This is a genomic window from Sphingomonas gilva, from assembly GCF_003515075.1.
GTDB classification, from domain to species: Bacteria; Pseudomonadota; Alphaproteobacteria; order Sphingomonadales; family Sphingomonadaceae; genus Sphingomonas; species Sphingomonas gilva.
Genome location: NZ_QWLV01000001.1, coordinates 113037 through 133925, shown reverse-complemented (window position 1 = coordinate 133925; position 20889 = coordinate 113037). Strand labels below are relative to the sequence as shown.

The 20889-nt window shown below is 68.1% G+C and carries 17 protein-coding genes and 1 tRNA gene; 11 read left to right on the top strand and 7 right to left on the bottom strand.

Annotated elements, in window-relative coordinates; all coding sequences use genetic code 11:
* The first annotated feature begins 11 nt into the window (after nucleotides 1–11).
* The gene (locus D1610_RS00650; protein WP_342768299.1) at nucleotides 12–707 is read left to right on the top strand and encodes a FadR/GntR family transcriptional regulator; all 696 of its coding nucleotides are present in this window, start codon (nucleotides 12–14) and stop codon (nucleotides 705–707) included.
* Here the strand turns inward: D1610_RS00650 and D1610_RS00645 are convergent.
* Genes D1610_RS00645 through D1610_RS00630 form a run of 4 tightly spaced genes read right to left on the bottom strand, consistent with a single transcriptional unit; the run spans nucleotide 697 to nucleotide 5823 of the window.
* A complete protein-coding gene (locus D1610_RS00645) occupies nucleotides 697–1641 on the bottom strand; it encodes a family 43 glycosylhydrolase (protein WP_118862219.1) in 945 nt (314 codons plus the stop codon). The genes D1610_RS00650 and D1610_RS00645 overlap by 11 nt on opposite strands.
* A 2-nt stretch (nucleotides 1642–1643) precedes the next feature.
* Nucleotides 1644–2804 (bottom strand): endo-1,4-beta-xylanase, encoded by a 1161-nt coding sequence (locus tag D1610_RS00640; RefSeq protein WP_118862218.1) that lies wholly within the window; start codon nucleotides 2802–2804, stop codon nucleotides 1644–1646.
* Between the two features lie 34 nt (nucleotides 2805–2838).
* The gene (locus D1610_RS00635) at nucleotides 2839–3990 is read right to left on the bottom strand and encodes an aldose epimerase family protein (protein WP_222926900.1); all 1152 of its coding nucleotides are present in this window, start codon (nucleotides 3988–3990) and stop codon (nucleotides 2839–2841) included.
* Nucleotides 3991–4011: 21 nt separating this feature from the next.
* A complete protein-coding gene (locus tag D1610_RS00630) occupies nucleotides 4012–5823 on the bottom strand; it encodes an IlvD/Edd family dehydratase (RefSeq protein ID WP_118862217.1) in 1812 nt (603 codons plus the stop codon).
* A 123-nt stretch (nucleotides 5824–5946) separates the two neighbouring features.
* Between D1610_RS00630 and D1610_RS00625 the strand changes: the two genes are divergently transcribed.
* From D1610_RS00625 to D1610_RS00615, 3 genes are all read left to right on the top strand, one after another.
* The gene (locus tag D1610_RS00625) at nucleotides 5947–6885 is read left to right on the top strand and encodes a Gfo/Idh/MocA family protein (RefSeq protein WP_118862216.1); all 939 of its coding nucleotides are present in this window, start codon (nucleotides 5947–5949) and stop codon (nucleotides 6883–6885) included.
* A 63-nt stretch (nucleotides 6886–6948) separates the two neighbouring features.
* Nucleotides 6949–8304: an MFS transporter gene (locus D1610_RS00620; RefSeq protein WP_118862215.1), complete on the top strand. Its 1356-nt coding sequence runs from the start codon at nucleotides 6949–6951 to the stop codon at nucleotides 8302–8304.
* On the top strand, nucleotides 8301–9191 hold the full coding sequence (locus D1610_RS00615; protein WP_245941895.1) for a DUF4886 domain-containing protein: 891 nt from the start codon (nucleotides 8301–8303) through the stop codon (nucleotides 9189–9191). The genes D1610_RS00620 and D1610_RS00615 overlap by 4 nt, the downstream gene beginning before the upstream one ends.
* 9 nt (nucleotides 9192–9200) lie before the next feature.
* Here D1610_RS00615 and D1610_RS00610 read toward each other — a convergent pair.
* Nucleotides 9201–9275: transfer RNA gene (locus D1610_RS00610), tRNA-Thr, on the bottom strand.
* 27 nt (nucleotides 9276–9302) lie between these two features.
* Here D1610_RS00610 and D1610_RS00605 point away from each other — a divergent pair.
* The gene (locus tag D1610_RS00605) at nucleotides 9303–9494 is read left to right on the top strand and encodes a hypothetical protein (RefSeq protein ID WP_118862213.1); all 192 of its coding nucleotides are present in this window, start codon (nucleotides 9303–9305) and stop codon (nucleotides 9492–9494) included.
* Between the two features lie 146 nt (nucleotides 9495–9640).
* On the opposite strand, the gene D1610_RS00600 is transcribed toward D1610_RS00605, so the two are convergent.
* Complete coding sequence (locus tag D1610_RS00600; RefSeq protein ID WP_118862212.1) at nucleotides 9641–11443, bottom strand: aminopeptidase P family protein; 1803 nt, start codon at nucleotides 11441–11443, stop codon at nucleotides 9641–9643.
* Between the two features lie 85 nt (nucleotides 11444–11528).
* Between D1610_RS00600 and D1610_RS00595 the strand changes: the two genes are divergently transcribed.
* The 3 genes from D1610_RS00595 (at nucleotide 11529) to D1610_RS00585 (ending at nucleotide 14788) form a co-directional block, all read left to right on the top strand.
* Nucleotides 11529–13586, top strand: coding sequence for a S9 family peptidase (locus D1610_RS00595; protein ID WP_118862211.1), 2058 nt, complete (start codon nucleotides 11529–11531; stop codon nucleotides 13584–13586).
* A gap of 109 nt (nucleotides 13587–13695) precedes the next feature.
* Nucleotides 13696–14088 carry an acyl-CoA thioesterase gene (locus D1610_RS00590; protein WP_118862210.1) on the top strand — a complete coding sequence of 131 codons (393 nt, stop codon included), beginning with the start codon at nucleotides 13696–13698 and terminating at the stop codon, nucleotides 14086–14088.
* 43 nt (nucleotides 14089–14131) lie between these two features.
* Nucleotides 14132–14788, top strand: a complete 657-nt coding sequence (locus tag D1610_RS00585) for a peptidylprolyl isomerase (protein ID WP_118862209.1) — start codon at nucleotides 14132–14134, stop codon at nucleotides 14786–14788.
* A 149-nt stretch (nucleotides 14789–14937) separates the two neighbouring features.
* On the opposite strand, the gene ppc is transcribed toward D1610_RS00585, so the two are convergent.
* On the bottom strand, nucleotides 14938–17616 hold the full coding sequence (gene ppc / locus D1610_RS00580) for a phosphoenolpyruvate carboxylase (RefSeq protein WP_118862208.1): 2679 nt from the start codon (nucleotides 17614–17616) through the stop codon (nucleotides 14938–14940).
* Between the two features lie 319 nt (nucleotides 17617–17935).
* Here ppc and D1610_RS00575 point away from each other — a divergent pair, with 319 nt between their 5' ends.
* The 3 genes from D1610_RS00575 to D1610_RS00565 are packed head-to-tail and all read left to right on the top strand — an operon-like array spanning nucleotide 17936 to nucleotide 20881.
* Nucleotides 17936–19048, top strand: coding sequence for a GNAT family N-acetyltransferase (locus D1610_RS00575; protein WP_147414240.1), 1113 nt, complete (start codon nucleotides 17936–17938; stop codon nucleotides 19046–19048).
* Nucleotides 19041–19892: a cupin-like domain-containing protein gene (locus D1610_RS00570; protein WP_118862206.1), complete on the top strand. Its 852-nt coding sequence runs from the start codon at nucleotides 19041–19043 to the stop codon at nucleotides 19890–19892. Before D1610_RS00575 ends, D1610_RS00570 begins: the two co-directional genes overlap by 8 nt.
* Nucleotides 19892–20881 carry a GNAT family N-acetyltransferase gene (locus tag D1610_RS00565; RefSeq protein ID WP_118862205.1) on the top strand — a complete coding sequence of 330 codons (990 nt, stop codon included), beginning with the start codon at nucleotides 19892–19894 and terminating at the stop codon, nucleotides 20879–20881. The genes D1610_RS00570 and D1610_RS00565 overlap by 1 nt, the downstream gene beginning before the upstream one ends.
* Nucleotides 20882–20889 lie beyond the last annotated feature (8 nt).

Below are 20889 nucleotides of genomic sequence, written 5' to 3'. Positions count from 1 at the left end.
ACCCGGCAGAGATGCGGACCCAGCTGGGCCGCAACCTGACCTATGGCATGCTCGATTCGCTGGGACGCGCGATCGTCACTGGGCGCTATGACGGGCAGAGCTTCCCGACCGAGGCCGAACTTGCCAAGCAGCACGGCGTCAGCCGGTCGGTCACGCGCGAGGCGGTCAAGATGCTGACCGCCAAGGGGCTGCTCAGCGCGCGGCCGCGCCAGGGCACCATCGTCCAGCCGGCAAGCTCGTGGAACCTGTTCGACACCGACGTGCTCGACTGGCTGCTCGAACGGCAATTCTCGGTCGATCTGCTGCGGCAATTCACCCAGCTGCGCATCGCAATCGAACCCGAGGCGGCGGCGCTCGCCGCGCGCTTCGCCGAGCAGAGCGACCTTGTCAGCATCGATGCCGGTCTCGAACGGATGCAGGCGGCCGAACAGGGCATGGACGACACGCTGGACGCCGACATCGCCTTCCATGTCGCCATCCTGCGCGCCTCGCAAAACCCGTTCTACGCGCAGTTCCGCGATGTCGTGGCGACGGCGCTGAGGAGTTCGATCCGCTTCACCAACCGGATCAAAGGCCGTTCGGCGAGCGTCGCCGATCACGCCGCGGTGCGCGATGCGATCGCCGCGCGCGACGCCGACGCCGCGCGGCGGGCGATGGCCGGGCTGATCGGCGATGTGCTGGTCCTGATCGATAACGTTAAGGACTGACGTCCGTCATCCTCACCGGCAGGATCGCGCCGTCGGAGCCATAGGCGATCCGCTCCACCGCGATCCGCCGCGCGCCCTTGTAGGGGCCGGGGCCGGGCGGGCGTTCCCAGCGGTGATAGACGATCAGCCAGTCGCCCGACGCCGGATCGCGCACGAAGCTGTGATGCCCCGGTCCCTGGCGGCGCGCGTCGCCTTCGAGGATCACGCCGCGATAGCGCCACGGGCCGGTGGGCGATGGAGCGGTCGCGTAATGCACCGAATAGCTCGGCCCGTTCCACTTGCCGTGGCTGTAGGACAGATAATAGGTGCCGTTCCGCTCGTGCATGAACGCGCCCTCGGTGAAGTTGGGCGGCTGATCGACCGCCACTTCGCGCGCGATCGTCACCATGTCCGGCTTGAGCACGAACACCCGGAGCGTCGATCCGTCGCTGCCGCCGGCATAGAGATAATGGGTGCCGTCGCGCGGATCGCGATACACCATCGGATCGATCGCCTCGAAGCCGTTCCCGCCGGTCAGCAGCGGCCGCCCGCTATCGATGAACGGTCCCTCCGGCCGGTCCGCCACGGCGACGCCGATCCGGCTCGGCGTCGGGTTCTGCGGGCCGACCGAATAATAAAGATACCAGTGCCCGCCCGCTGTGATCACCGCCGGCGCCCAGAGATGGTGCCTTGGCGCGCCGTCGTCGTCGATCCAGCCGATCCGGTCCTGATGGATCAGCTCGCCGCGCTTCACCCAATGGGTGCGGTCGGCAGTCGACCAGGCCGACAGGCTGAGGCCGCCCTTCCCGCCGGTGGGATAGATCCACAGCTGGCCATCGATAACGGTGGCATGAGGATCGGCGGCGGCCAGCCCGGTGGACGGCGGCGGCCCGCTCGCGCAGGCCGCCGTCATTCCGGCAAGGATGAGCGCCGCGGCGCGGGCCGCGTGGTTCATCGTCAGCGCAGCGCCGGCGTGGGCGGCACGACCCCCTTGGGCGCGGCCGACAGCCGCTTGATGAGGTCGGTCTCGGCCTTGCGATAGGGCCTGCCGTCGGCACGGAACACCTCGTGGAACCAGATGGTCGGCTCCTCATAGGTGTAGGGCTTCTTCCAGCTGTCCCAGGGGAAGCGGGTCTGCGACTTGCCGTCGACGAAGCCCCAGTTGATCATCGCGATGTTCTTGCGCTTGCCGATCGGCAGCGATCCATCGAAGGTCGATCCGTTGCCGCGCGCCATATATTCGGTGCACAGCACCGGCCGGCCATAGCTCAGCATCTGGTTGGCCCGCTCCTCGAACTTCTCCGGCCAGTTATAATCGTGGAAGCTCATCACCTCCGAGCGCGCGACCTGGATCTTCTCGACCGCGTCGAGCTTCGTCTTGTCGTCCCAATGATCGCCGATCCACAGGCCACTGGTGAGCGGCTGGGTCGGATCGACGCTGTACGCCCAGTCGAACACCTGGCCGAGCAGCCCGGCGACGAGCTTCTTCTTGTTCGGCGTCGGTTCGTAGGAGCCGCCCCCGCCGCCTTCGTTGTTGGGCTCGTTCCACACGTCCCAGGCGACGATGCGGCGGTCGTTCTTGAAGTGGCCGACCACGTCCTTCACATAGGCCTCGAGCTTGTCATACTGGCTCTTGTCGGCCAGCCGCGCGGCGCCCGGCGCCTGCATCCAGCCCGAATTGTGGACGCCCGGGATAGGCGGGTGCTGCGGACCCGACACGGGATCTGGATCCCAGCAGCTGTCGAACAGCACGAACATGATGCGGATCTTGTGCTTGTCCGCGATCTGCAGGAACTGGTCCATGCGCTGCTTGAGGCCGGCGGCATCGTCTTCCCACAGCATGTTGTGCAGATAGACGCGCATCGTGTTCATGCCGATGCCGGCGGCCCAGCCGAGCTCCTGGTCGATCGTCCTGGGATCGAAGGTGTCGGCCTGCCACATCTCGAACTGGTTGATCGCGGTGCGCGGGTTGTAGTTGGCGCCGACCATCCAGGGCTGCTTATCGTACCATTCGTTGGCTGCGGCCTTGGTCCACATCTCGCGCGCGGCGGCGGGGCTCGCCGCCATGATGGCGACCGCGACGCCTGCGGTCGCGGCCAGAAATGTTCGACGAAGCATGTGTTTCCTCCCTTATGTCCTGATCGTTGGCGCGTCAGCGCGCTGGCGGGGCCGCGGTGAAGCGGTAGGTCATGACGTTGTAATAGGTCTGTCCGGGGACCAGCCGCGCCGATCCGAATTCCGGCTGGTTGGGCGTATCGGGGAAGATCTGCGGTTCGAGCACGATCGCGTCGCCCATCCGGTAGATGCGCTTGGCCTTGCCGATCGAGGTGCCGTCGAAGAAATTGCCCGAATAGAATTGCAGCCCCGGCTGGTTGGACCAGAGCTCGAAGCCGCGGCCCGAGGCGGGATCGCTCACCCGCGCCATCAGATGCTGGTCGCGCGTCACCTCGCGGCCGATCACCCAATTATGGTCATAGCCGCGGCCGAAGACGATCTGCTCGTCGGTCGCGTCGCGGACGCGGTCGCCGACGGCGTGCGGCTGGCGGAAATCGAACACGGTGCCTTCGACCTTGCGGAACTCGCCGGTCGGGATCGCGCCGGCGTCGGTCGGCAGATAGGTGTCGGCGGGGATGGTGAGCACATGCCCCATCGCCCCGTTCGACGAGCCCTCGCCCGACAGGTTCCAATAGGCGTGGTTGGTGATGTTGACGATCGTCGGCGCGTCGGTGGTCGCCTTATATTCGATCTTGAGCGCGTTCTTGTCGTCGAGCGTATAGGTCGCAAAGACGGTGAGCGTGCCGGGATAGCCCATCTCGCCATTGCGGCTGACATGGCGCAGCGTCACATGCGCGCTGTCGGCGCCGGACTTCGCCTCGACCACCTCCCACAGCACCTTGTCGAAGCCCTTGTCGCCGCCGTGGAGCGAGTTCTCGCCGTTGTTGACCGGCGTCTGATAGGCCTTGCCGTCGAGCGTGAACTTGCCCTTGGCGATGCGGTTGGCGAAGCGGCCGACGGTGCTGCCGTAATATTGCGGGTTCTTGATGTAATCCTCGATATTGTCGTGGCCGAGCGCGACATCGACCGTCTTGCCGGCGGCGTCGGGCAGCTTCACCGATTGCAGCGTCGCGCCATAGGCGATGATCGTCGCCGACAGGCCGTTGTCGTTGGTCAGCGTCACCGCCGGCACCGCGCGCCCATCGGCGAGCTTGCCGAAGGTCGAGCGCTTTGCCTCGCCCGCCAGCGCCGGGCTGGCCGTCAGCGCCAGCGCCGCCGTCAGCATGCAGAGCCTTTTCGTGATCGTCATCTTGCTCTCCCTCATTCGTTTTCAGTGGCTGTCGCGGGGCAGGCCGCGCGTCTGCGCGATCCGCTGAAAGCGCACAGCATCTTCCAATACCGCCCCCGTGTCGAACTGGCCGACCAGCTGGCGGTGGATTTCCTGCCACGGCGTCTGCGATTCGGGCGCCGCTACGCCGCCGGTCCCGGCGAGCGCGGCGCGGCGGCGATCGATCTCGGCGTCGTCGACCAGCATGTCGACGCGGCGGCGCTTGAGGTCGATGCGCACCCGGTCGCCGGTCCGGAGCAGCGCCAGTCCGCCGCCGACCGCCGCCTCGGGCGCGGCGTTCAGGATCGACGGGCTGCCGCTGGTGCCCGACTGCCGGCCGTCGCCGAGGCACGGCAGCGCGTGGATTCCGGCGCGGATCAGCGCGGCGGGCGGGCGCATGTTGACCACCTCCGCCCCGCCCGGATAGCCGATCGGCCCCGCGCCGCGCATCACCAGGATCGAGCGCGCGTCGAGCCCAAGCGCCGGATCGTCGATCCGCGCATGATAATCCTCCGGCCCGTCGAACACCGCCGCCACGCCTTCGAACGCGTCGGGATCGTCGGGATCGGAGAGATAGGTTCGGCGAAAATCGTCGGAGATCACGCTCAGCTTCATCACCGCATTGTCGAACAGATTGCCCGACAGCACCGAAAGCCCGGCGGCATGGCGCAGCGGTCGTTCGAGCGGCAGGATGACGTCGGCATCCTCGCTTTCCGCCTCGCCGACATTGTCCGCGACGGTGCGGCCGTTGGCGGTGAGCGCCGATCCGTCGATCATCCCGGCGCGCAGCAGCTGCCCCATCACCGCGGGCACGCCCCCGGCGCGGTAGAAATCCTCGCCGAGATACTTGCCGGCAGGCTGGAGATTGACCACCAGCGGCACGTCCGCGCCGTGCGCTTCCCAATCGGCCAGATCGAGCTCGACGCCCATGTGCCGCGCGGTGGCATTGAGGTGGATCGGCGCGTTGGTCGATCCGCCGATCGCCGAGTTGACCCGGATGGCGTTGAGGAATGCGGTGCGCGTCATGATGTCGGACGGCTTGCGGTCGGCCAGCACCATCTCGACGATCTGCTTGCCGGTGAGGTACGCGCATTCCTGCCGGTCGCGATAGGGCGCCGGGATCGCCGCCGAACCGGGCAGCGACATGCCCAGCGCCTCGGTCAGCGAGTTCATCGTCGTCGCCGTGCCCATCGTGTTGCAGAAGCCGGTCGAGGGCGCGGACGAGGCGACGAGCTCGATGAAGCCCTTATAGTCGATCTCGCCCGCCGCCAGCATCTCGCGCGCCTTCCAGACGATGGTGCCCGATCCGGTCCGCTCGCCCTTGTGCCAGCCGTTGAGCATCGGCCCAACCGACAGCGCGATCGCCGGGATGTTGACTGTCGCCGCGGCCATCAGGCAGGCGGGCGTGGTCTTGTCGCAGCCGATGGTGAGCACCGTGCCGTCGATCGGATAGCCGTAGAGCGTCTCGACCAGGCTCAGATAGGTGAGATTGCGATCGAGCCCCGCGGTCGGCCGCTTGCCGGTCTCTTGTATAGGATGCGTCGGAAACTCGATGGCGATCCCGCCCGCTTCGCGGATGCCCTCGCGCAAGCGTTCGGCGAGCACGATATGGTGGCGGTTGCACGGCACGAGATCGCTGCCGGTCTGGGCGATGCCGATGATCGGCTTGCCCGATTGCAGCTCTTCCAGGCTGATGCCGTAGTTCAGGTAGCGCTCCACATAGAGCGCGGTCATGTCGGGATTGTCGGGATTGTCGAACCACGCGCGCGAACGCAGGCCTACGCGTTTCGCCGCCGCGTCCCCAGCCTCACTCATCGCCCCAAGGCCCTTGCTCCCTCGCGCGCCGACATCGCTTCATCGACTCTCTTAGACGCTTGATAGCCAAGGTCGAAGCGAATAGAAAGCATATATATCATATAAACAATAGGCGAGATAAGAATGGCGGAGAGGGATGGGCAGGCGATGCGCCTGGGGCTGGTCGGCATCGGCAAGATCGCGCGCGACCAGCATATTCCGGCGATCACCGCCGACCCGCGCTTCACCCTGGTCGCGACCGCGAGCCGCAATGCCGAACTGGAAGGCGTGCCCGGCCATACCGACATCGCCGGGCTGATCGCCGGCGGTCACGATCTCGACGCGGTTTCTCTCTGCACCCCGCCCGCCGGCCGCCACGCCATCGCCTGTGCGGCAATCGATGCGGGCCTGCATGTCATGCTCGAAAAGCCGCCCGCCGCGACGCTCAGCGAGATCGAGGATCTCGCCGGCCGCGCGCGGGATCGCGGCGTCACGCTGTTCGCCACCTGGCATTCGCGCGAGGCGGCCGGGGTCGAACCCGCGCGCGCCTGGCTCGCCGGCCGACGGATCGACCGCGTGCGGATCACCTGGAAGGAGGATATCCGCCGCTGGCATCCGGGCCAGGAATGGATCCTCGCGGCGGGCGGCTTCGGCGTGTTCGATCCCGGCATCAACGCGCTTTCGATCCTCACCCGGATCATGCCGCGCCCGGTGATGCTGGAGGCGGCGCGCATGTCGATGCCGCGCGGCCGCCAGTCGCCGATCGCCGCCAGCCTGACGATGCGATCGGGCGACACGCCGGTCGAGGCCGAGTTCGATTTCCTCCAGACCGGCCCGCAAAGCTGGGATATCGAGATCGAAACCGATCAGGGGACATTGCTGCTGGCTATGGGCGGGAGCATCATCACGCTGCCCGGCGGCGCGCCGATCGAGGCGCCCGACGCCGAATATCCCCGGCTCTACGCGCGCTTCGCCGAGCTGGTCGCAAGCGGGCAATCGGATGTCGACGTCGCGCCCCTGCGCCTGATCGCCGATGCCGCGCTGGTCGCCGAGCGCGCCGAGGCCGAGGCCTTCGCCTTCTGACGCCTTGCGTCCGGCCCCGGCGTGGCCGACACTTGCTCCAACGAGAAAGACGGGGAGCAAGGCATGGAGCATGAACACAGCGCCGACCGGCCCTATCTGAAGAAGGTCGTCGGCGCCTCCATGGCCGGCACCGTCGTCGAATGGTACGAGTTCTTCCTCTACGGCACCGCCGCGACCCTGGTGTTCGGCAAGCTGTTCTTCCCCGCCACCGGCAACGAACTGGACGGCATCATCGCCGCCTTTGCGACCTATGCCGTGGGCTTCATCGCCCGGCCGCTGGGCGGGATCGTGTTCGGCCATGTCGGCGACCGGATCGGTCGCAAGTCGCTGCTGCAGTTCAGCCTGGTGCTGATCGGCGTATCGACCTTCCTGATGGGTTGCCTGCCGGGTTTCGCCTCGATCGGCTATTGGGCCCCGGCGATGCTGGTCGCGCTCCGCTTCATCCAGGGCTTCGCGCTGGGCGGCGAATGGGGCGGCGCGGTGCTGCTGGTGACCGAGCACAGCCCCAACGACAGCCGCGGCTTCTGGGGCAGCTTCCCGCAGGCGGGCGTGCCGCTCGGCAACCTGCTCGCCACCATCGTGCTGCTGATCCTCTCCGCCAGCCTGTCGGAGGAGGACTTCCTGTCATGGGGCTGGCGGATCGGCTTCTGGCTGTCGGTCGTGATCGTCGGCATCGGCTATTATATCCGCACCCAGGTGACCGATTCGCCGACCTTCGCAGCGGCGCGCGAGCGGATCGAGGCCGAGGCCGACTCCGGCTATGGACTGGTCGAGGTGTTCCGCCGCTACCCGCGCGGGGTGTTCACCGCGATGGGCCTGCGCTTCGGCGAGAACATCCTCTATTACATGGTGGTCACCTTCTCGATCACCTATCTCGCGCATCGCGGGGTCGACACCACGCGGATCCTGGCGCTGCTGCTGTTCGCCCATATCCTGCACGTCGTCGTCATCCCCTTCGTCGGCCGGGCGACCGACCGGGTGGGGCGCAAGCCGGTCTATATCGCCGGCGCGGCGCTCACCATGGCCTGGCCGTTCGCCGCCTTTCCGATGTTCGACACCGGCGGCACCGCGACGATCCTCGCCGCGATCATGCTCGGCCTCGCCATCCATGCGCTGATGTACGCCGCGCAGCCCGCGGTGATGGCCGAGATGTTCCCGACGCGGATGCGCTATTCGGGTGTCTCGCTCGGCTATCAGGTGACAGCGATCGTCGCCGGCTCCTGGGCGCCGCTGATCGGCGCCGCGCTGCTGCGCGAATATGACAGCTGGACGCCGATCGCCGCCTATATCCTCGTCGCCGGCGCGGTCAGCCTTGGCGCGGCGCTCGTCATGCGCGAAACGAGGGGCGCGTCGCTGCTGGCGATCGACGAAGAAGACATGCGCCGCCTGGCGCGCGAGAGAAGCGAGAAGGATTCATGAGAAGACCATTGCGGGCGATGCTGGCGCTGGCCGCCGCGGCGACGCTGATCGGCGCGCATCCAGCGCCCGCGCCGACCATCCTGTTCGTCGGCAACAGCTTCACCTTCGGCGCGCTCTCGGCGGTGTGGAAATACCGCGCGGACACGGTGACCGATCTGAACGGCCATGGCGTCGGCGGCGTCCCCGCGCTGTTCAAGCTGTTCGCCGAGCAGGCGGGGCTCGACTATCAGGTCAGCCTGGAAACCTCGCCGGGCGCGGGGCTCGAATGGCATTGGCGCAACAAGGCGGCGCTGGTCGATCGCCCTTGGGATCACGTCGTGCTGCAGAGCTACAGCACGCTAGACCCCGAAAAGCCCGGCGACCCCGCCAGCCTGATCACCTATTCCGGCCGCTTCGCCACCCTGTTCGCGGCGCGCAATCCGAAGGTCGACATCAGTCTCACCGCCACCTGGTCGCGTCCCGACCAGACCTATAAGGCGACCGGCGCGTGGCACGGCAAGCCGATCCAGCGCATGGCGCTCGACCTGCGCCAGGCCTATGACCGCGCCGCCGCGCAAAGCCGGCCCAGGGCCGAGGTCAATCCGGTGGGCCAGGCGTTCAACTGCGCGATCGCGGGCGGGATCGCCGATCCCAATCCCTATGACGGCACCAGCTACGGCCAGGTCGATCTCTGGGCCTACGACCATTACCACGCCAGCAAGTTCGGATCGTATCTCGCCGCCCTGACGGTGTTCGCCCGCGTCACCGGCAAGGACCCCCGCCAGCTCGGCCGCGACGAGCGCGCCGCATCCGAACTGGGCATCGCGCCCGAGACGGCCGCGCGGCTGCAGACCGCCGCATGGCAGGCGGTGCAGGGTCAGGATTGCGGGGGTGGAGCCAAAGGGTGAGGAAAAAAATGGTGCTGCCGGTGAGGATTGAACTCACGACCTCAGCCTTACCAAGGATGCGCTCTACCACTGAGCTACGGCAGCACTGCCCGTGTTCGGGGAGGCGCGCCTATGGGCGAAGGGGTGCGATATTGTCAAGGCGCGCGCGGCGCGGCACAGCGCATCGCGATGGAAGCGAAGGACGAGCGCACGAAACGGCTGGCGGAGGCGCTGCGCGCCAATCTGCGGCGCAGGAAGGCGCAGGCGCGGGATGGTGCGGAGCCGGTTGCGGACGGCGAAAAGCCTGAACCCAAGACCCGATAGCTCCGTTCGTCATGCCGGACCCTTCGACAGGCTCAGGACAGGCTTGTCCGGCATCCATCGTGCCACGAACGACGAAGGCGCGCGGGGGGAGATGGACCGCGGAACACGTCCGGGGTGACGGTTCATGTGGAAGAAGCTTTGGCGAATCAGACAGAGATCGGCGCGCACTTGGCCTCCAGCCACGCCTTGTCCTCGCCCGCCAGCTGCGGGCCGACGATCGCCAGCACCTGCGCGTGATAGGTATCGAGCCAGGCGCGCTCCTCGGGCGAGAGCATCTCGGCGACGATCAGGTCGCGCTCTATGGGCGCGAAGGTGAGCGTTTCGAAGCCGAGCATCGGCTGTTCCTGGCCGGGGACGTCGCGGTCCTCGACCAGCACCAGATTCTCGATGCGGATGCCGTATTCGCCGGCCTTGTAATAGCCGGGCTCGTTCGAGCAGATCATGCCGGCGCGCAGCGGCTCCGAAGGGCCGCCGCCGGGATAGCTCGGCTTGGCGATGCGCTGCGGGCCTTCATGGACCGAGAGATAGGCGCCGACGCCGTGGCCGGTGCCGTGCGCGAAATCGAGCCCCGCCTCCCATAGCGGCAGCCGCGCCAGCGTATCGAGCTGGCCGCCGGTGGTGCCGTGCGGAAACACCGCGCGGGCGAGCGCGATATGGCCCTTGAGGACGCGGGTGAAGCGGTCCTTCATCTCGTCGGTCGGCGCGCCAACGGGGACGACGCGGGTGACGTCGGTCGTGCCGCCGTCGCGGTACTGGCCGCCCGAATCGACCAGATAGAGCTGGCCGGGCTCGATCGGGGCGTTGGACGCCTCGTCGACCTTGTAATGCGGGCTGGCGCCGTGCGCGCCGGTCGCCGAGATGGTGTCGAACGACAGATCGTCCAGCGCGCCGGTCTCGCGGCGGAAGGCTTCGAGCTTTGCCGCGGCGGTGAGCTCGGTCTGGCCGCCCTTGGGGGCTTCCTCCCCGATCCAGCGGAGGAAGCGGGTGAGCGCCGCGCCGTCGCGCGCCTGCGCGGCCTTGTGCCCCGCGACCTCGGCGGGGTTCTTGATCGCCTTGGCCAGCACCGCTGGATCGCGGACGGACAGGATCTTCGCGCCGCCCGCCTCCAGCCCCTCGAAGATCGCCGCCACCGCGCGTTCGGGATCGGCGGCGACGCGCTTGCCGGCAAAGCCGTTGAGCGCGCCTTCGAAGGCGGTCCGGTCATGCACGCGCACGGCGTTGCCGAGCGCCTGCTTCACCTCGTCCCCGATCTTGTCGGGCGCGACGTAGAGATCGGCGGTGGCGTCGGCATTGACCACGACATAGGCGAGCGCGACGGGCGTGTGCGCCACATCGGCGCCGCGTATGTTGAGCACCCAGGCGATCGAATCGAGCGCGGAGAGCACCACCGCATCGGCCTTGCGCTCGGCCAGCCAGTCGGCGATCTCCTGCCGCTTCTCGGCCGAGGACTTGCCCGCGCGGCCATTGTCGTACGCCACCAGCCGTGCATTCGACGGCTGCGGGCGATCGGTCCAGATCTTGTCGATCGGGTTCCGCCCGACGGCGACCAGCTCCGCGCCGCGTTCGGCGAGCGCCGCCGTCGCCGCCTTCACCCAGTCGCGCGTGTGGAGCCACGGGTCGTAGCCGATCCGCGCGCCTTCCTTGGCATTCTCGCGCAGCCAGTCGGTCATGCTGACATCGGGCACCGGGACGTACTGCCAGTGTTTGCCGTCGACCTGCTCGCGCACCTGCAGCGTGTAGCGGCCGTCGGTGAACATCGCCGCGGCCTCGGGCAGCACAATCGCCGATCCGGCCGAGCCCTTGAAGCCCGTCAGCCACTCCAGCCGCTGGGCATAGTCGCCGACATATTCGCTCATATGCTCGTCGGTCAGCGGCACGACGAAACCGTCGAGCCGGTCGGCCTTCAATTGCTCGCGCAGCGCCTTGAGGCGCGCTTCATGGGTGGACATTGGGTGAGGCTCGTTTCTAGGACTGTCTGATGTCGATATACGACGCGCACCCGCCCGAGGCCAGCGCGCCAGCCAGAAAGCCGATATGTCAGAGATCAAGCCGCCCGTCGCCGAACAGCGCCCGCACAGCTACGAACGCCACGGCGTCACCATCGAAGACCCCTATTTCTGGCTGAAGGACCCGGGCTATCCCGAGGTCACCGATCCCGATGTGCTGGCCTATCTGAAGGCCGAGAACGCCTATTTCGAGGCGCAGATGAAGCCGCGCGAGCCGCTGGTCGAAACCTTGTTCCAGGAGATGAAGGGGCGGATCAAGGAGGATGACGCGAGCGTGCCGGCGAAGGACGGCGCCTATGTCTATTGGCGCAGCTTCGATGTGGGCGCGCAGTACCGCAAATGGTGGCGGCGGCCGGTGGCGGGCGGGCCCGACGAGTTGATCCTCGACGAGACCGCGCTCGCCGAGGGCAAGGAATATTTCCGGCTGGGGGCGATGGACATCAGCCCGGACGACCGGCTGATGGCCTATTCGATCGACGACAACGGCTCCGAGCGCTTCACCGTGCGCATCCGCGATCTGACCACCGGCGAAGACCTGCCCGACACCATCCCATCGACGCTGGGCGCCCTGGTGTGGGCGGGGGATTCGAAGACGCTGCTCTACGGGCTGGTCAACGCCAATTGGCGGGTCGATCGGGTCAAGCTGCACCGTCTTGGCACCGACGCCAAGGCTGATGTCGAACTATATCGTGAGGCGGACGAGGGGTTTCAGACCGGTGTGGGGCTGACCCAGTCGCGCAAGTACATCGTCATCGCGACCGGCGACAACGAGACCAGCGAGGTGCGGCTGGCGCCGACCGACGATCCCACCGCCGATCCCATCCTGGTGCGCCCGCGCAAGAAGGGGCTGGAATATTCGGTGGAGGAGCATGACGGCACGCTCTTCATCCACACCAACGACACCGACACCAATTTCCGGCTGGTCACCGCGCCGATCAGTGCGCCCGGCGAGTGGACCGAGCGGATCGCGCCGGCGAAGCGCTTCTACATGACCGGGGTGACCACCTTCGCCGACTTCTTCGTGGTGGAGGGCCGCGAGGACGGGCTCGATCAGATCGAGATCCATCCCTACGACGGCGGCGCGCCCAGGCGGATCGCCTTCGACGAGGCGAGCTATGTCGCGGGGCTGGACGAGAATCCGGAATATGCCGTCGACACGCTCAGGCTCTCGTACGAATCGATGGTCACGCCCGATACGGTGCTCGACTATAAACTCGCCGACGGCAGCCGGACGATCCTGAAGGTAGAGGAGATTCCGTCGGGCTATGACGCCGGCCAATATGCCACCGAACGGCTGCTGATCACCGCGCGCGACGGGGTGAAGGTGCCGGTGTCGGTGGTCTACAAGAAGGGCCTGGTGAAGAACGGCGGCGCGCCGCTGCATCTCTATGCGTACGGCGCCTACGGCCACGCGATTCCGCCGGGATTCTCGACAACGCGGCTGTCGCTGCTCGATCGCGGCTTCGCCTATGCGATCGCGCATATCCGCGGCGGCGACGATCTGGGCCAGCAATGGCAGCTGGACGGCAAGCTGACCAAGCGGACCAACACGTTCAACGACTTCGTCGATGTCGCGAAGGGACTGATCGCGGCGGGCTTTACCTCCAAGGGCCGCATCTCCGCTTCGGGCGGCTCCGCCGGCGGCGAGCTGATGGGCGCGGTGGTCAATTCCAACCCCGAACTGTGGGGCGCGGTCGCGGCGCATGTGCCCTTCGTCGACGTGCTCAACACGATGCAGGACGAGAGCCTGCCGCTGACGCCCGGCGAATGGCCCGAATGGGGCAACCCGATCACCGACAAGGCGGCGTTCGAGCTGATCCGCAGCTACAGCCCCTATGACAACGTCACCGCGCAGGATTACCCGCCGCTCCTCATCACCGGCGGCCTCAACGATCCGCGCGTGACCTATTGGGAGCCGGCCAAATGGGCGGCGAAGCTGCGCGCGACCAAGACCGACGACAATGTGCTGCTCTTGAAGACCAATATGGGCGCGGGGCATGGCGGTAAGTCGGGGCGTTTCGACAGCTTGCGCGAGGATGCCGAGGAGCAGGCCTTCATCCTGTGGCAGATGGGAATGGCGAATTGATGATGGGTCGTCGCCCCTGCGCAGGCAGGGGCCTCAGTCGGCAAGCGCGATGTCGGATGTGCCACAAACCCGGAGGCCCCTGCCTGCGCAGGGGCGACGGATATTGGCGATGACCCCCTTCACCCTCGCCATCACCGCCACGCCCGACGACATCGACGAGCTTGGCCATGTCAACAACGCCGCCTGGGTGCGCTGGATGCAGGATGTGGCGGTGGCGCACTGGAGCGCGATCGCGCCGGCCGAGCATGTCGCCGCCTATATTTGGGTCGTGACGCGGCACGAGATCGATTATCGCGGCAATGTGGCGGCGGGCGAGACGGTGACCGCCGAGACCTGGGTCGAGGACCCGCCCAGGGGCGCGCGGTTCGACCGGATGATGCGCTTCACCGGCGAGGACGGCCGGGTGAAGGTGGAGGCGCGCACCACCTGGGCGCTGATCGACCGCGCGAGCGGCCGGCTGCTGCGCGTGCCGCAGGACGTGGCGGCGAACTTCCTGCCCTGACGACCTTGCGCGCAGGCTAGCCACGCTTTAGCTCCCGCGACCCATGTTGCGTTTGCTCGTTTCGGTCGTCGCCGCCTTCCTGTTCCTCGCCGGTCCGGCCGCCGCGCAAGGCGCCAAGCCGGGGATCGTCCGCGTGCGGATGACGACGTCCGAGGGCGCGATCGTGCTGGCGCTGGACACCAGGCGCGCGCCCGAGACTACCCGGAACTTCCTTGCCTATGTCGACGACCGGCGGTTCGACGGCACGACCTTCTATCGCGCCGCCCGGCGCAAATCCGCGCCCAAGCTGGGCTTCGTCCAGGGCGGCATATCGAGCGACGTGCGCCGGCTGCTGCCGCCCTTCGCGCACGAGCGCACCGACAAGACCGGCATCCGCCACCTCGACGCGACGATATCGATGGCGCGGCACAGCCGGCCGGGATCGGCGGGCGGCAATTTCTTCATCACCGTCGGGCCGATGCCGAGCATGGACGCCAAGGGCGATTATGCCGGCTATGCCGCGTTCGGCCGGGTGATCGGCGGGATGGAGGTGGTGCGCCGCATCCTGGCCAAGCCCACCGGCGGCGGATCGGGCGCGATGCGCGGCCAGCGGATCGCGAAGCCGGTGCGGATCATCTCGATGCGGCGGATCGACGGGAAGGCGAAGCCGACGGGGCGGGTGAAGCCGTGGAAGCTCGATACGGGTAAGGCGAAGGGGTGAAAATCCTCCCCGAGCTTGCTCGGGGAGGGGGACCGCCGCTCGCAGAGCGGGGGTGGAGGGGGAGTGCCATCTACGCTGCGCTCGCGGCAACCCCCCTCCACCGTCCTTCGGACGGTCCCCCTCCCCCGCTCCCGCGGGGGAGGACTTGATCAACCGCTGTTTCTGAGCGCCGTCGCGATGGCGTTGATTGACAGCAATATTCCCTCGCCGATGCGCGGATCGTCCTCGCCGGCGCGGTGGCGTTTCATCAGTTCGATCTGGAGGAGGTTGAGCGGTTCGATATAGGGCAGCCGGAGCCGGATCGAGGCATCGAGCTTGGGATTGGCCTCGAGCAGGCGCGATTGGCCGGTGATGTCGAGCAGCCCGTCATGCGTCGCCTGCCAGCCGTCGCGGATGCGGCCGAACACGGCGTCGCGCAAGCCTTCATCCTCGACCAGCGCGGCATAGCGGCGGGCGATGCCCATATCGGACTTGGCCAGCACCTGCTCCATATTGGCGAGGGTCGAGGCGAACAGCGGCCAGCCCTGCGCCATGTCCCTCAGCAGCGCCTTGTCGGCGAAACCCTCGATCGCCTGGCCGACGCCGTACCAGCCGGGGAGCATCACCCGCGCCTGCGCCCAGCTGAACACCCAGGGGATCGCGCGCAGATCCTCGATCGCGTCGGATTTCTTGCGGGATGCGGGGCGCGAGCCGATCTTGAGGCCTGAAATCTCGGCGATCGGCGTCATCTGGCGGAAGAAGGTGCGGAAGCCTTCGGTGCCGTAGACCAGATCGCGATACGTCTTGAACGCGGTGGCGGAGAGTTCGTCCATCGCCGCGACGAAGCGCGCCTCGTCCTTGCCCGACAGTTCCGAGGGCGCGAGGCTGGCGAGCAAAGTGGCCGAGGCGATCGCCTCCAGATTGACCGCGGCGCTTTCGCGCGTGCCGTATTTGGCGGCGATCACCTCGCCCTGTTCGGTGATGCGGATGCGGCCCTGGACGGTGCCCGGCGGCTGCGCCTGGATCGCGGCGAAGGCGCTGCCGCCGCCGCGCCCGACCGCGCCGCCGCGCCCATGGAACAGCTGCATGCCGACCCCGGCCTCGGCAAACACCGGCGCGAGCGCGTTGGACGCGCGCGACAGCTGCCAGGTCGAGGTGAGATAGCCGCCGTCCTTGTTCGAATCCGAATAGCCGATCATCACCTCCTGATGCCCGCGCCCGGCGGCGATCGCGGCGACCTCGGGCAGGGCGAACCATTCGGCCATGATGCCGGGCGCGGCCTCGAGATCGCCGACGGTCTCGAACAGCGGGACGGCCATGATCGCGGCGGACGGCTCGTCGCCCGGGCGATAGAGGCCGGCCTCCTTGAGCAGCAGATGCACCTCGAGCAGATCGGACACCGATTGCGCCATCGAGACGATATAGTTGACGATGCACGCCGAGCCGTATCTGGCATGGCTCGCCGCCGCCTCGCGGACGATGGCGAGTTCGGTCGCGGTCTCCTCCGAATAGTCGGCGAAGGGGCTGGACAGCGGCCGCGCGCTGGCGAGCTCGCGGCGCAGCAGCGCGACTCGCGACGCTTCGTCGAGCGCCGCGTAATCGGCCTCTACCCCGCCGACCCTGAGCAGCTCCGCCACGACGCGTTCATGCACCGCGGAATTCTGCCGCATGTCGAGCGTGGCGAGATGGAAGCCGAAGGTCTCGACCGCGCGGATCAGCCGGCCCAGCGCGCCGCCCGAGGCGAGCGGGCCGTGATCGGCGCCGGCGACGGCATGGGCGATGGTGGCGAGGTCGCGGCGCAGCTCCCGGGGATGGCCGTAGGCTTCGCCCTTCAGCGAGGAGGCACGCGGCGCGGGCTTGCCCGCGAGCTTGGCGTGGGTCGCCGCGACACGCGCGTAGATTCCCGAGATGGCGCGGCGATAGGGCTCGTCGGCGCGGCTGGCGGCGGTGTCGCCGGCTGCATCGGCGAGCGCGACGAGGTCGGCGGGCGCCTCCCCCAGCTCGGACGAGATCGACAGCTCCGCGCCCAGCGCGTGAAGCTGGTCCATGTACCAGACCAGCACCGTCTCGCAGGCGCGGGCGAGGGCATAGCGCATCGATTCGGCGACGACGAAGGGATTGCCGTCGCGGTCGCCGCCGATCCATGTTCCGGGCTTCAAAAAGCTCGGGCTGCGCGCGCCGAGCGCGCGGTCCCAACGGGCGTAGAGCGCGGGGATGGTCGGCAGGAACACCTCACCCAGATAGGCGAGCGCGGTCTCCACCTCGTCCTTGACGAACAGCCGCTCGCGGCGGAGCACGCGCGTCTGCCACAAGAGCGCGACCTGGCGCAGGATCGCCTCGTCGACGCGGTCGCCCTCGGGCGTTTCCTCCGCGCCCGCATCGCGCAGCTTCATCAGCGCGGCGATGCGGTTCTTGTGGTCGATCTGGCTCTTGCGCCGCACCTCGGTCGGGTGCGCGGTCAGCACCGGCGCGACCAGCGCATGGCCGAGCAGCTCGGCCACCTGCTCGCCGCCGATTCCTTCGGCCTTCAGCCGGGCAAGCGCATGCGCCATGTCGGCATCGGTGTCGGCGGTGACGCCCTGCCGGTCCTCGGCGAGGTTGGCGAGCATCGAGAACAGCATGAAGCCGCGGACGAAGTCGAGCGTCTCGTCGAGGCTCAGCGTCTCCAGCCCGAGATCGGCCACGGGCACCTCGCCGCCGCCGCGGTGGCGCTCGACGCTGGTCGAGCGGATATGCTCGGTCCGCTCGAACAGCCGCTCGCCGCCATAGGCGCGGATGACGTCGCCCAGCGCCTTGCCGAGAAAACGGATGTCGGGATTCTGGGTGATGCTGGGAAGGGAGGAAGCCATGCGCGCCTACTGCACCGCAGCAAAGACAGGGTCAATCGCGGGGAAGCGGTTTCGCGCAATGATCGTGCGCGGAGAATATCAACCACGTCTCGTCACCCCGGACTTGTTCCGGGGTCCATCGGGCGGCAGGCGCGGGTTTAGAGGCTCAGGCGCTGGACCTCGCGGCAACATGGACCCCGGAACAAGTCCGGGGTGACGGTGGTGGGTTAGGTTCGACCCAAGATAGCATGCCGACCAGCTTTTCTTAACCGCGTGCCTGTATCGCGGGCGCGTGGCCAGCAGTGCGGACAGGGTGATCGATCGCGGGACTGCGAGGCCCGTGGCTGTGCTGCGCCCGCTTGCCGAGGCGCATTTCGGCGCCGCGTGGGACGACCTTGCCGCCCATGCCGCCGAGCCCAATTGCTTCGCCGAGGGGTGGTTTCTCGACGCCTCGCGCGCGTTGCCACACGGGCGGGGCGATGTGCGATTGCTGACGGTCGAACGCGACGGCCGCCTGATCGGCGCGCTGCCGCTCCACATCGATCCCGAATATGGCCGGTTGCCGATCGCGCATGTCGAAACCTGGCTGCATTATCACAGCTTTCTGGGCGCCCCGCTGCTGCGCAGGGGGCATGAGGTCGCTGCCTGGCGCGCGATGCTGGAGACGCTCGACACGCGTCCCTGGGCCAGGGGGCTGATCCATCTGACCGGCCTTGTCGAGGGCGGCCCGGCGCATCGCGCGCTGATCGCGGCGGCGAAGGCGATGCGCCGCCCCTGCCCGACCGTTCACCGCATCGAGCGCGCGGCGCTGGCGAGCGATATGTCCCCGGACGCCTATTATGAAGCGCATGTCCGCAAGAAGAAGCGCAAGGAGCTGAAGCGGCTGGCCGCACGGCTCGGCGAGCTCGGCGTGGTCGCCTGGCGGCGGTTCGCCGCGGGCGACGACGTCGCCGAATGGGCCGACGCCTATCTGACGCTGGAGGCGAAGGGGTGGAAGGGCGAGGCGGGATCGGCGCTGGCTGACACACCGGCTACACGCGCCTTCTTCCATGCGGCGCTGGCGGGCGCGGGCGCGGCGGGCAAGCTCGACATGCTGCGCATGGAGCTGGAGGGGCGGCCTATCGCGATGCTGGTCAATTTCCTGAGCCCGCCCGGCGGCTTCGCCTTCAAGACCGCGTTCGACGAGGATTTCGCCCGCTTCTCCCCCGGCGTGCTGCTGCAGATCGAGAATCTCGCGCTGCTCGATCGGCCGGACCTCGACTGGATCGACAGCTGCGCGGTCGAGAAGCACAGTATGATCGATTCGGTCTGGGCGGAGCGGCGCGCGATCATCCGCGTCACGCTGCCGCTCGCCGGGGCGCGCGGCGCCGCCACCTATGCGCTCGCCCGCGCCGCCGAGACCGCCGCCGCGCGGCTGCGCGCGCTGCGTTCGAGGGAGTCCGCCCATGGCTGAGTTCTTTCCCGCATCCGCGCGCGAGACCTTCGCGGCGCTCTATCCCGAGACCGCGGGCAAGCTGACGCACGGCCTGCCCGGCCATCCGATGCTGGAGCTGGACGCCCTGGTGGCGCTGTCCGAGCGGATGCGGCCGGTGGACGTCGAGCGCAACCTGGCGGACATCCCGATCGGGATCGATCCGGCGGCGCTGGCGGACAACGGGCTGTCGGCCGCCGACACGCTGCGCTCGATCGAACGCAACGGATCGTGGATGGTGCTGAAATTCGTCGAGCAGGACACCGCGTATCGCGCGCTGCTGCACGACATCCTCGGCGAGCTGGAGCCGATCGTCGAGGCGGCGACGGGGCCGATGATCAAGCTGGAGGCGTTCATCTTCGTCTCCTCGCCGAACGCGGTGACGCCGTTCCACTTCGATCCGGAACACAATATTCTGATGCAGGTGCGCGGGACCAAGACGATGACGGTGTTCCCCGCGGGCGACGAAAGCATCGTCGCGGCCAGCGAGCATGAGCGCTTCCACGCCGGCGGCCACCGCAACCTGCCCTATGACGAGCGCTTCCTCGCCAAGGGCGAGCCCATCGCCATCGGTCCCGGCGAGGGCATCTACGTGCCGGTCAAGGCGCCGCATTTCGTGCGGAACGGGCCCGAGCCATCGGTCTCGCTGTCGGTCACCTGGCGCAGCGAATGGAGCTACCGCGAGGAGCAGGCGCACGGGCTGAACGCGGTGCTGCGCAAGGCGGGGCTCGACCCGGCGATGCCGCGCCGCTTCCCGCACCAGAATCTTGCCAAGTCGGTCGCCTATCGCGCGCTCGCCAGGGCCGGGCGCATGATCGGCCGCTGATGGCGACGCGCGCCGCCCTTCCGGGAGTCGAGGTCGCGCTGTTCGACGATCTCGACGCGCTGGCGGCAGACGCGGCGGGCGCGATGGACGCGCAGGTTTCGCCCTATCACCGGCTTGGCTGGTATCGGATGACGCGCGACCATGTGCTGGGGGCGACGCCGCTCGTGGCGGCGCGCGCCCGCGACGGGGACGATGCCGCCTGGCTGCTGCTGACCGCAGCGGGCGAAGCCTATGCCAGCTGGTACTCGCTGCGCGTGGGGCCGGTGTTCAGCGGCGCGCCCCGGCCCGATCTGCTGACCGCGATCGTGCGCGCGCTCAAGCCGCGCTTCGCCCATGTCGCGCTCGCGCCGATGGAGCCGGCTGACGCGGTGCTGACGCTCGGCGCCTTCCGCGCCGCCGGCTGGTGGACGCGCGAAAGTGAGGCGACGGCCAACTGGGTTGCCCATGTTGGTGGGCTTTCGTTCGACGATTATTGGGCCGCGCGACCGTCTCGCCTGCGCAACACGGTCAAGCGCAAAGCGAAGGCGGCGGCGCTCGACATCGCTATCCATGCGCGCTTCGATCCCGCCGCCTGGGCGGATTACGAAGCGATCTACGCGGCGAGCTGGAAGCCCGAGGAGGGATCGCCCGCCTTCCTGCGTGCGATGGTGGAGGGCGCGGGCGCTCTCCGGCTCGGCATCGCCCGGCACGCGGGCCAACCGATCGCCGCACAGCTCTGGACGATCGACGGCGGCACCGCGACGATCCACAAGCTCGCCTATCGCGAGGATGCGAAGGCGCTGTCGGCCGGCTCGATTCTGGGCCATGCGATGTTCCGCCATGTCCTGACCCATGATCGCCCCGCCACCATCGATTACGGCACCGGCGACGACGCCTACAAGGCCGACTGGATGGACGAACGGCGCATGCTGATGCGCGTCGAGGCGTGGAATCCGCGCACCGTCGGCGGTGTCGCGCGCGCGGCGAAGGCGCGGCTCTTGAAAGGCTGATCGTAGGG

What these genes read in the sequence shown, in the direction of transcription:
- D1610_RS00585 (WP_118862209.1), top strand. Translation starts at nt 14,132, where the DNA reads ATGTTGCGTTTGCTCGTTTCGGTCGTCGCCGCCTTCCTGTTCCTCGCC.
- ppc (WP_118862208.1), bottom strand. Translation starts at nt 17,616, where the DNA reads ATGGCTTCCTCCCTTCCCAGCATCACCCAGAATCCCGACATCCGTTTT.
- D1610_RS00650 (WP_342768299.1), top strand. Translation starts at nt 12, where the DNA reads ATGCGGACCCAGCTGGGCCGCAACCTGACCTATGGCATGCTCGATTCG.
- D1610_RS00640 (WP_118862218.1), bottom strand. Translation starts at nt 2,804, where the DNA reads ATGCTTCGTCGAACATTTCTGGCCGCGACCGCAGGCGTCGCGGTCGCC.
- D1610_RS00600 (WP_118862212.1), bottom strand. Translation starts at nt 11,443, where the DNA reads ATGTCCACCCATGAAGCGCGCCTCAAGGCGCTGCGCGAGCAATTGAAG.
- D1610_RS00645 (WP_118862219.1), bottom strand. Translation starts at nt 1,641, where the DNA reads ATGAACCACGCGGCCCGCGCCGCGGCGCTCATCCTTGCCGGAATGACG.
- D1610_RS00570 (WP_118862206.1), top strand. Translation starts at nt 19,041, where the DNA reads ATGGCTGAGTTCTTTCCCGCATCCGCGCGCGAGACCTTCGCGGCGCTC.
- D1610_RS00615 (WP_245941895.1), top strand. Translation starts at nt 8,301, where the DNA reads ATGAGAAGACCATTGCGGGCGATGCTGGCGCTGGCCGCCGCGGCGACG.
- D1610_RS00565 (WP_118862205.1), top strand. Translation starts at nt 19,892, where the DNA reads ATGGCGACGCGCGCCGCCCTTCCGGGAGTCGAGGTCGCGCTGTTCGAC.
- D1610_RS00620 (WP_118862215.1), top strand. Translation starts at nt 6,949, where the DNA reads ATGGAGCATGAACACAGCGCCGACCGGCCCTATCTGAAGAAGGTCGTC.
- D1610_RS00605 (WP_118862213.1), top strand. Translation starts at nt 9,303, where the DNA reads ATGGGCGAAGGGGTGCGATATTGTCAAGGCGCGCGCGGCGCGGCACAG.
- D1610_RS00630 (WP_118862217.1), bottom strand. Translation starts at nt 5,823, where the DNA reads ATGAGTGAGGCTGGGGACGCGGCGGCGAAACGCGTAGGCCTGCGTTCG.
- D1610_RS00590 (WP_118862210.1), top strand. Translation starts at nt 13,696, where the DNA reads ATGACCCCCTTCACCCTCGCCATCACCGCCACGCCCGACGACATCGAC.
- D1610_RS00635 (WP_222926900.1), bottom strand. Translation starts at nt 3,990, where the DNA reads ATGACGATCACGAAAAGGCTCTGCATGCTGACGGCGGCGCTGGCGCTG.
- D1610_RS00625 (WP_118862216.1), top strand. Translation starts at nt 5,947, where the DNA reads ATGGCGGAGAGGGATGGGCAGGCGATGCGCCTGGGGCTGGTCGGCATC.
- D1610_RS00595 (WP_118862211.1), top strand. Translation starts at nt 11,529, where the DNA reads ATGTCAGAGATCAAGCCGCCCGTCGCCGAACAGCGCCCGCACAGCTAC.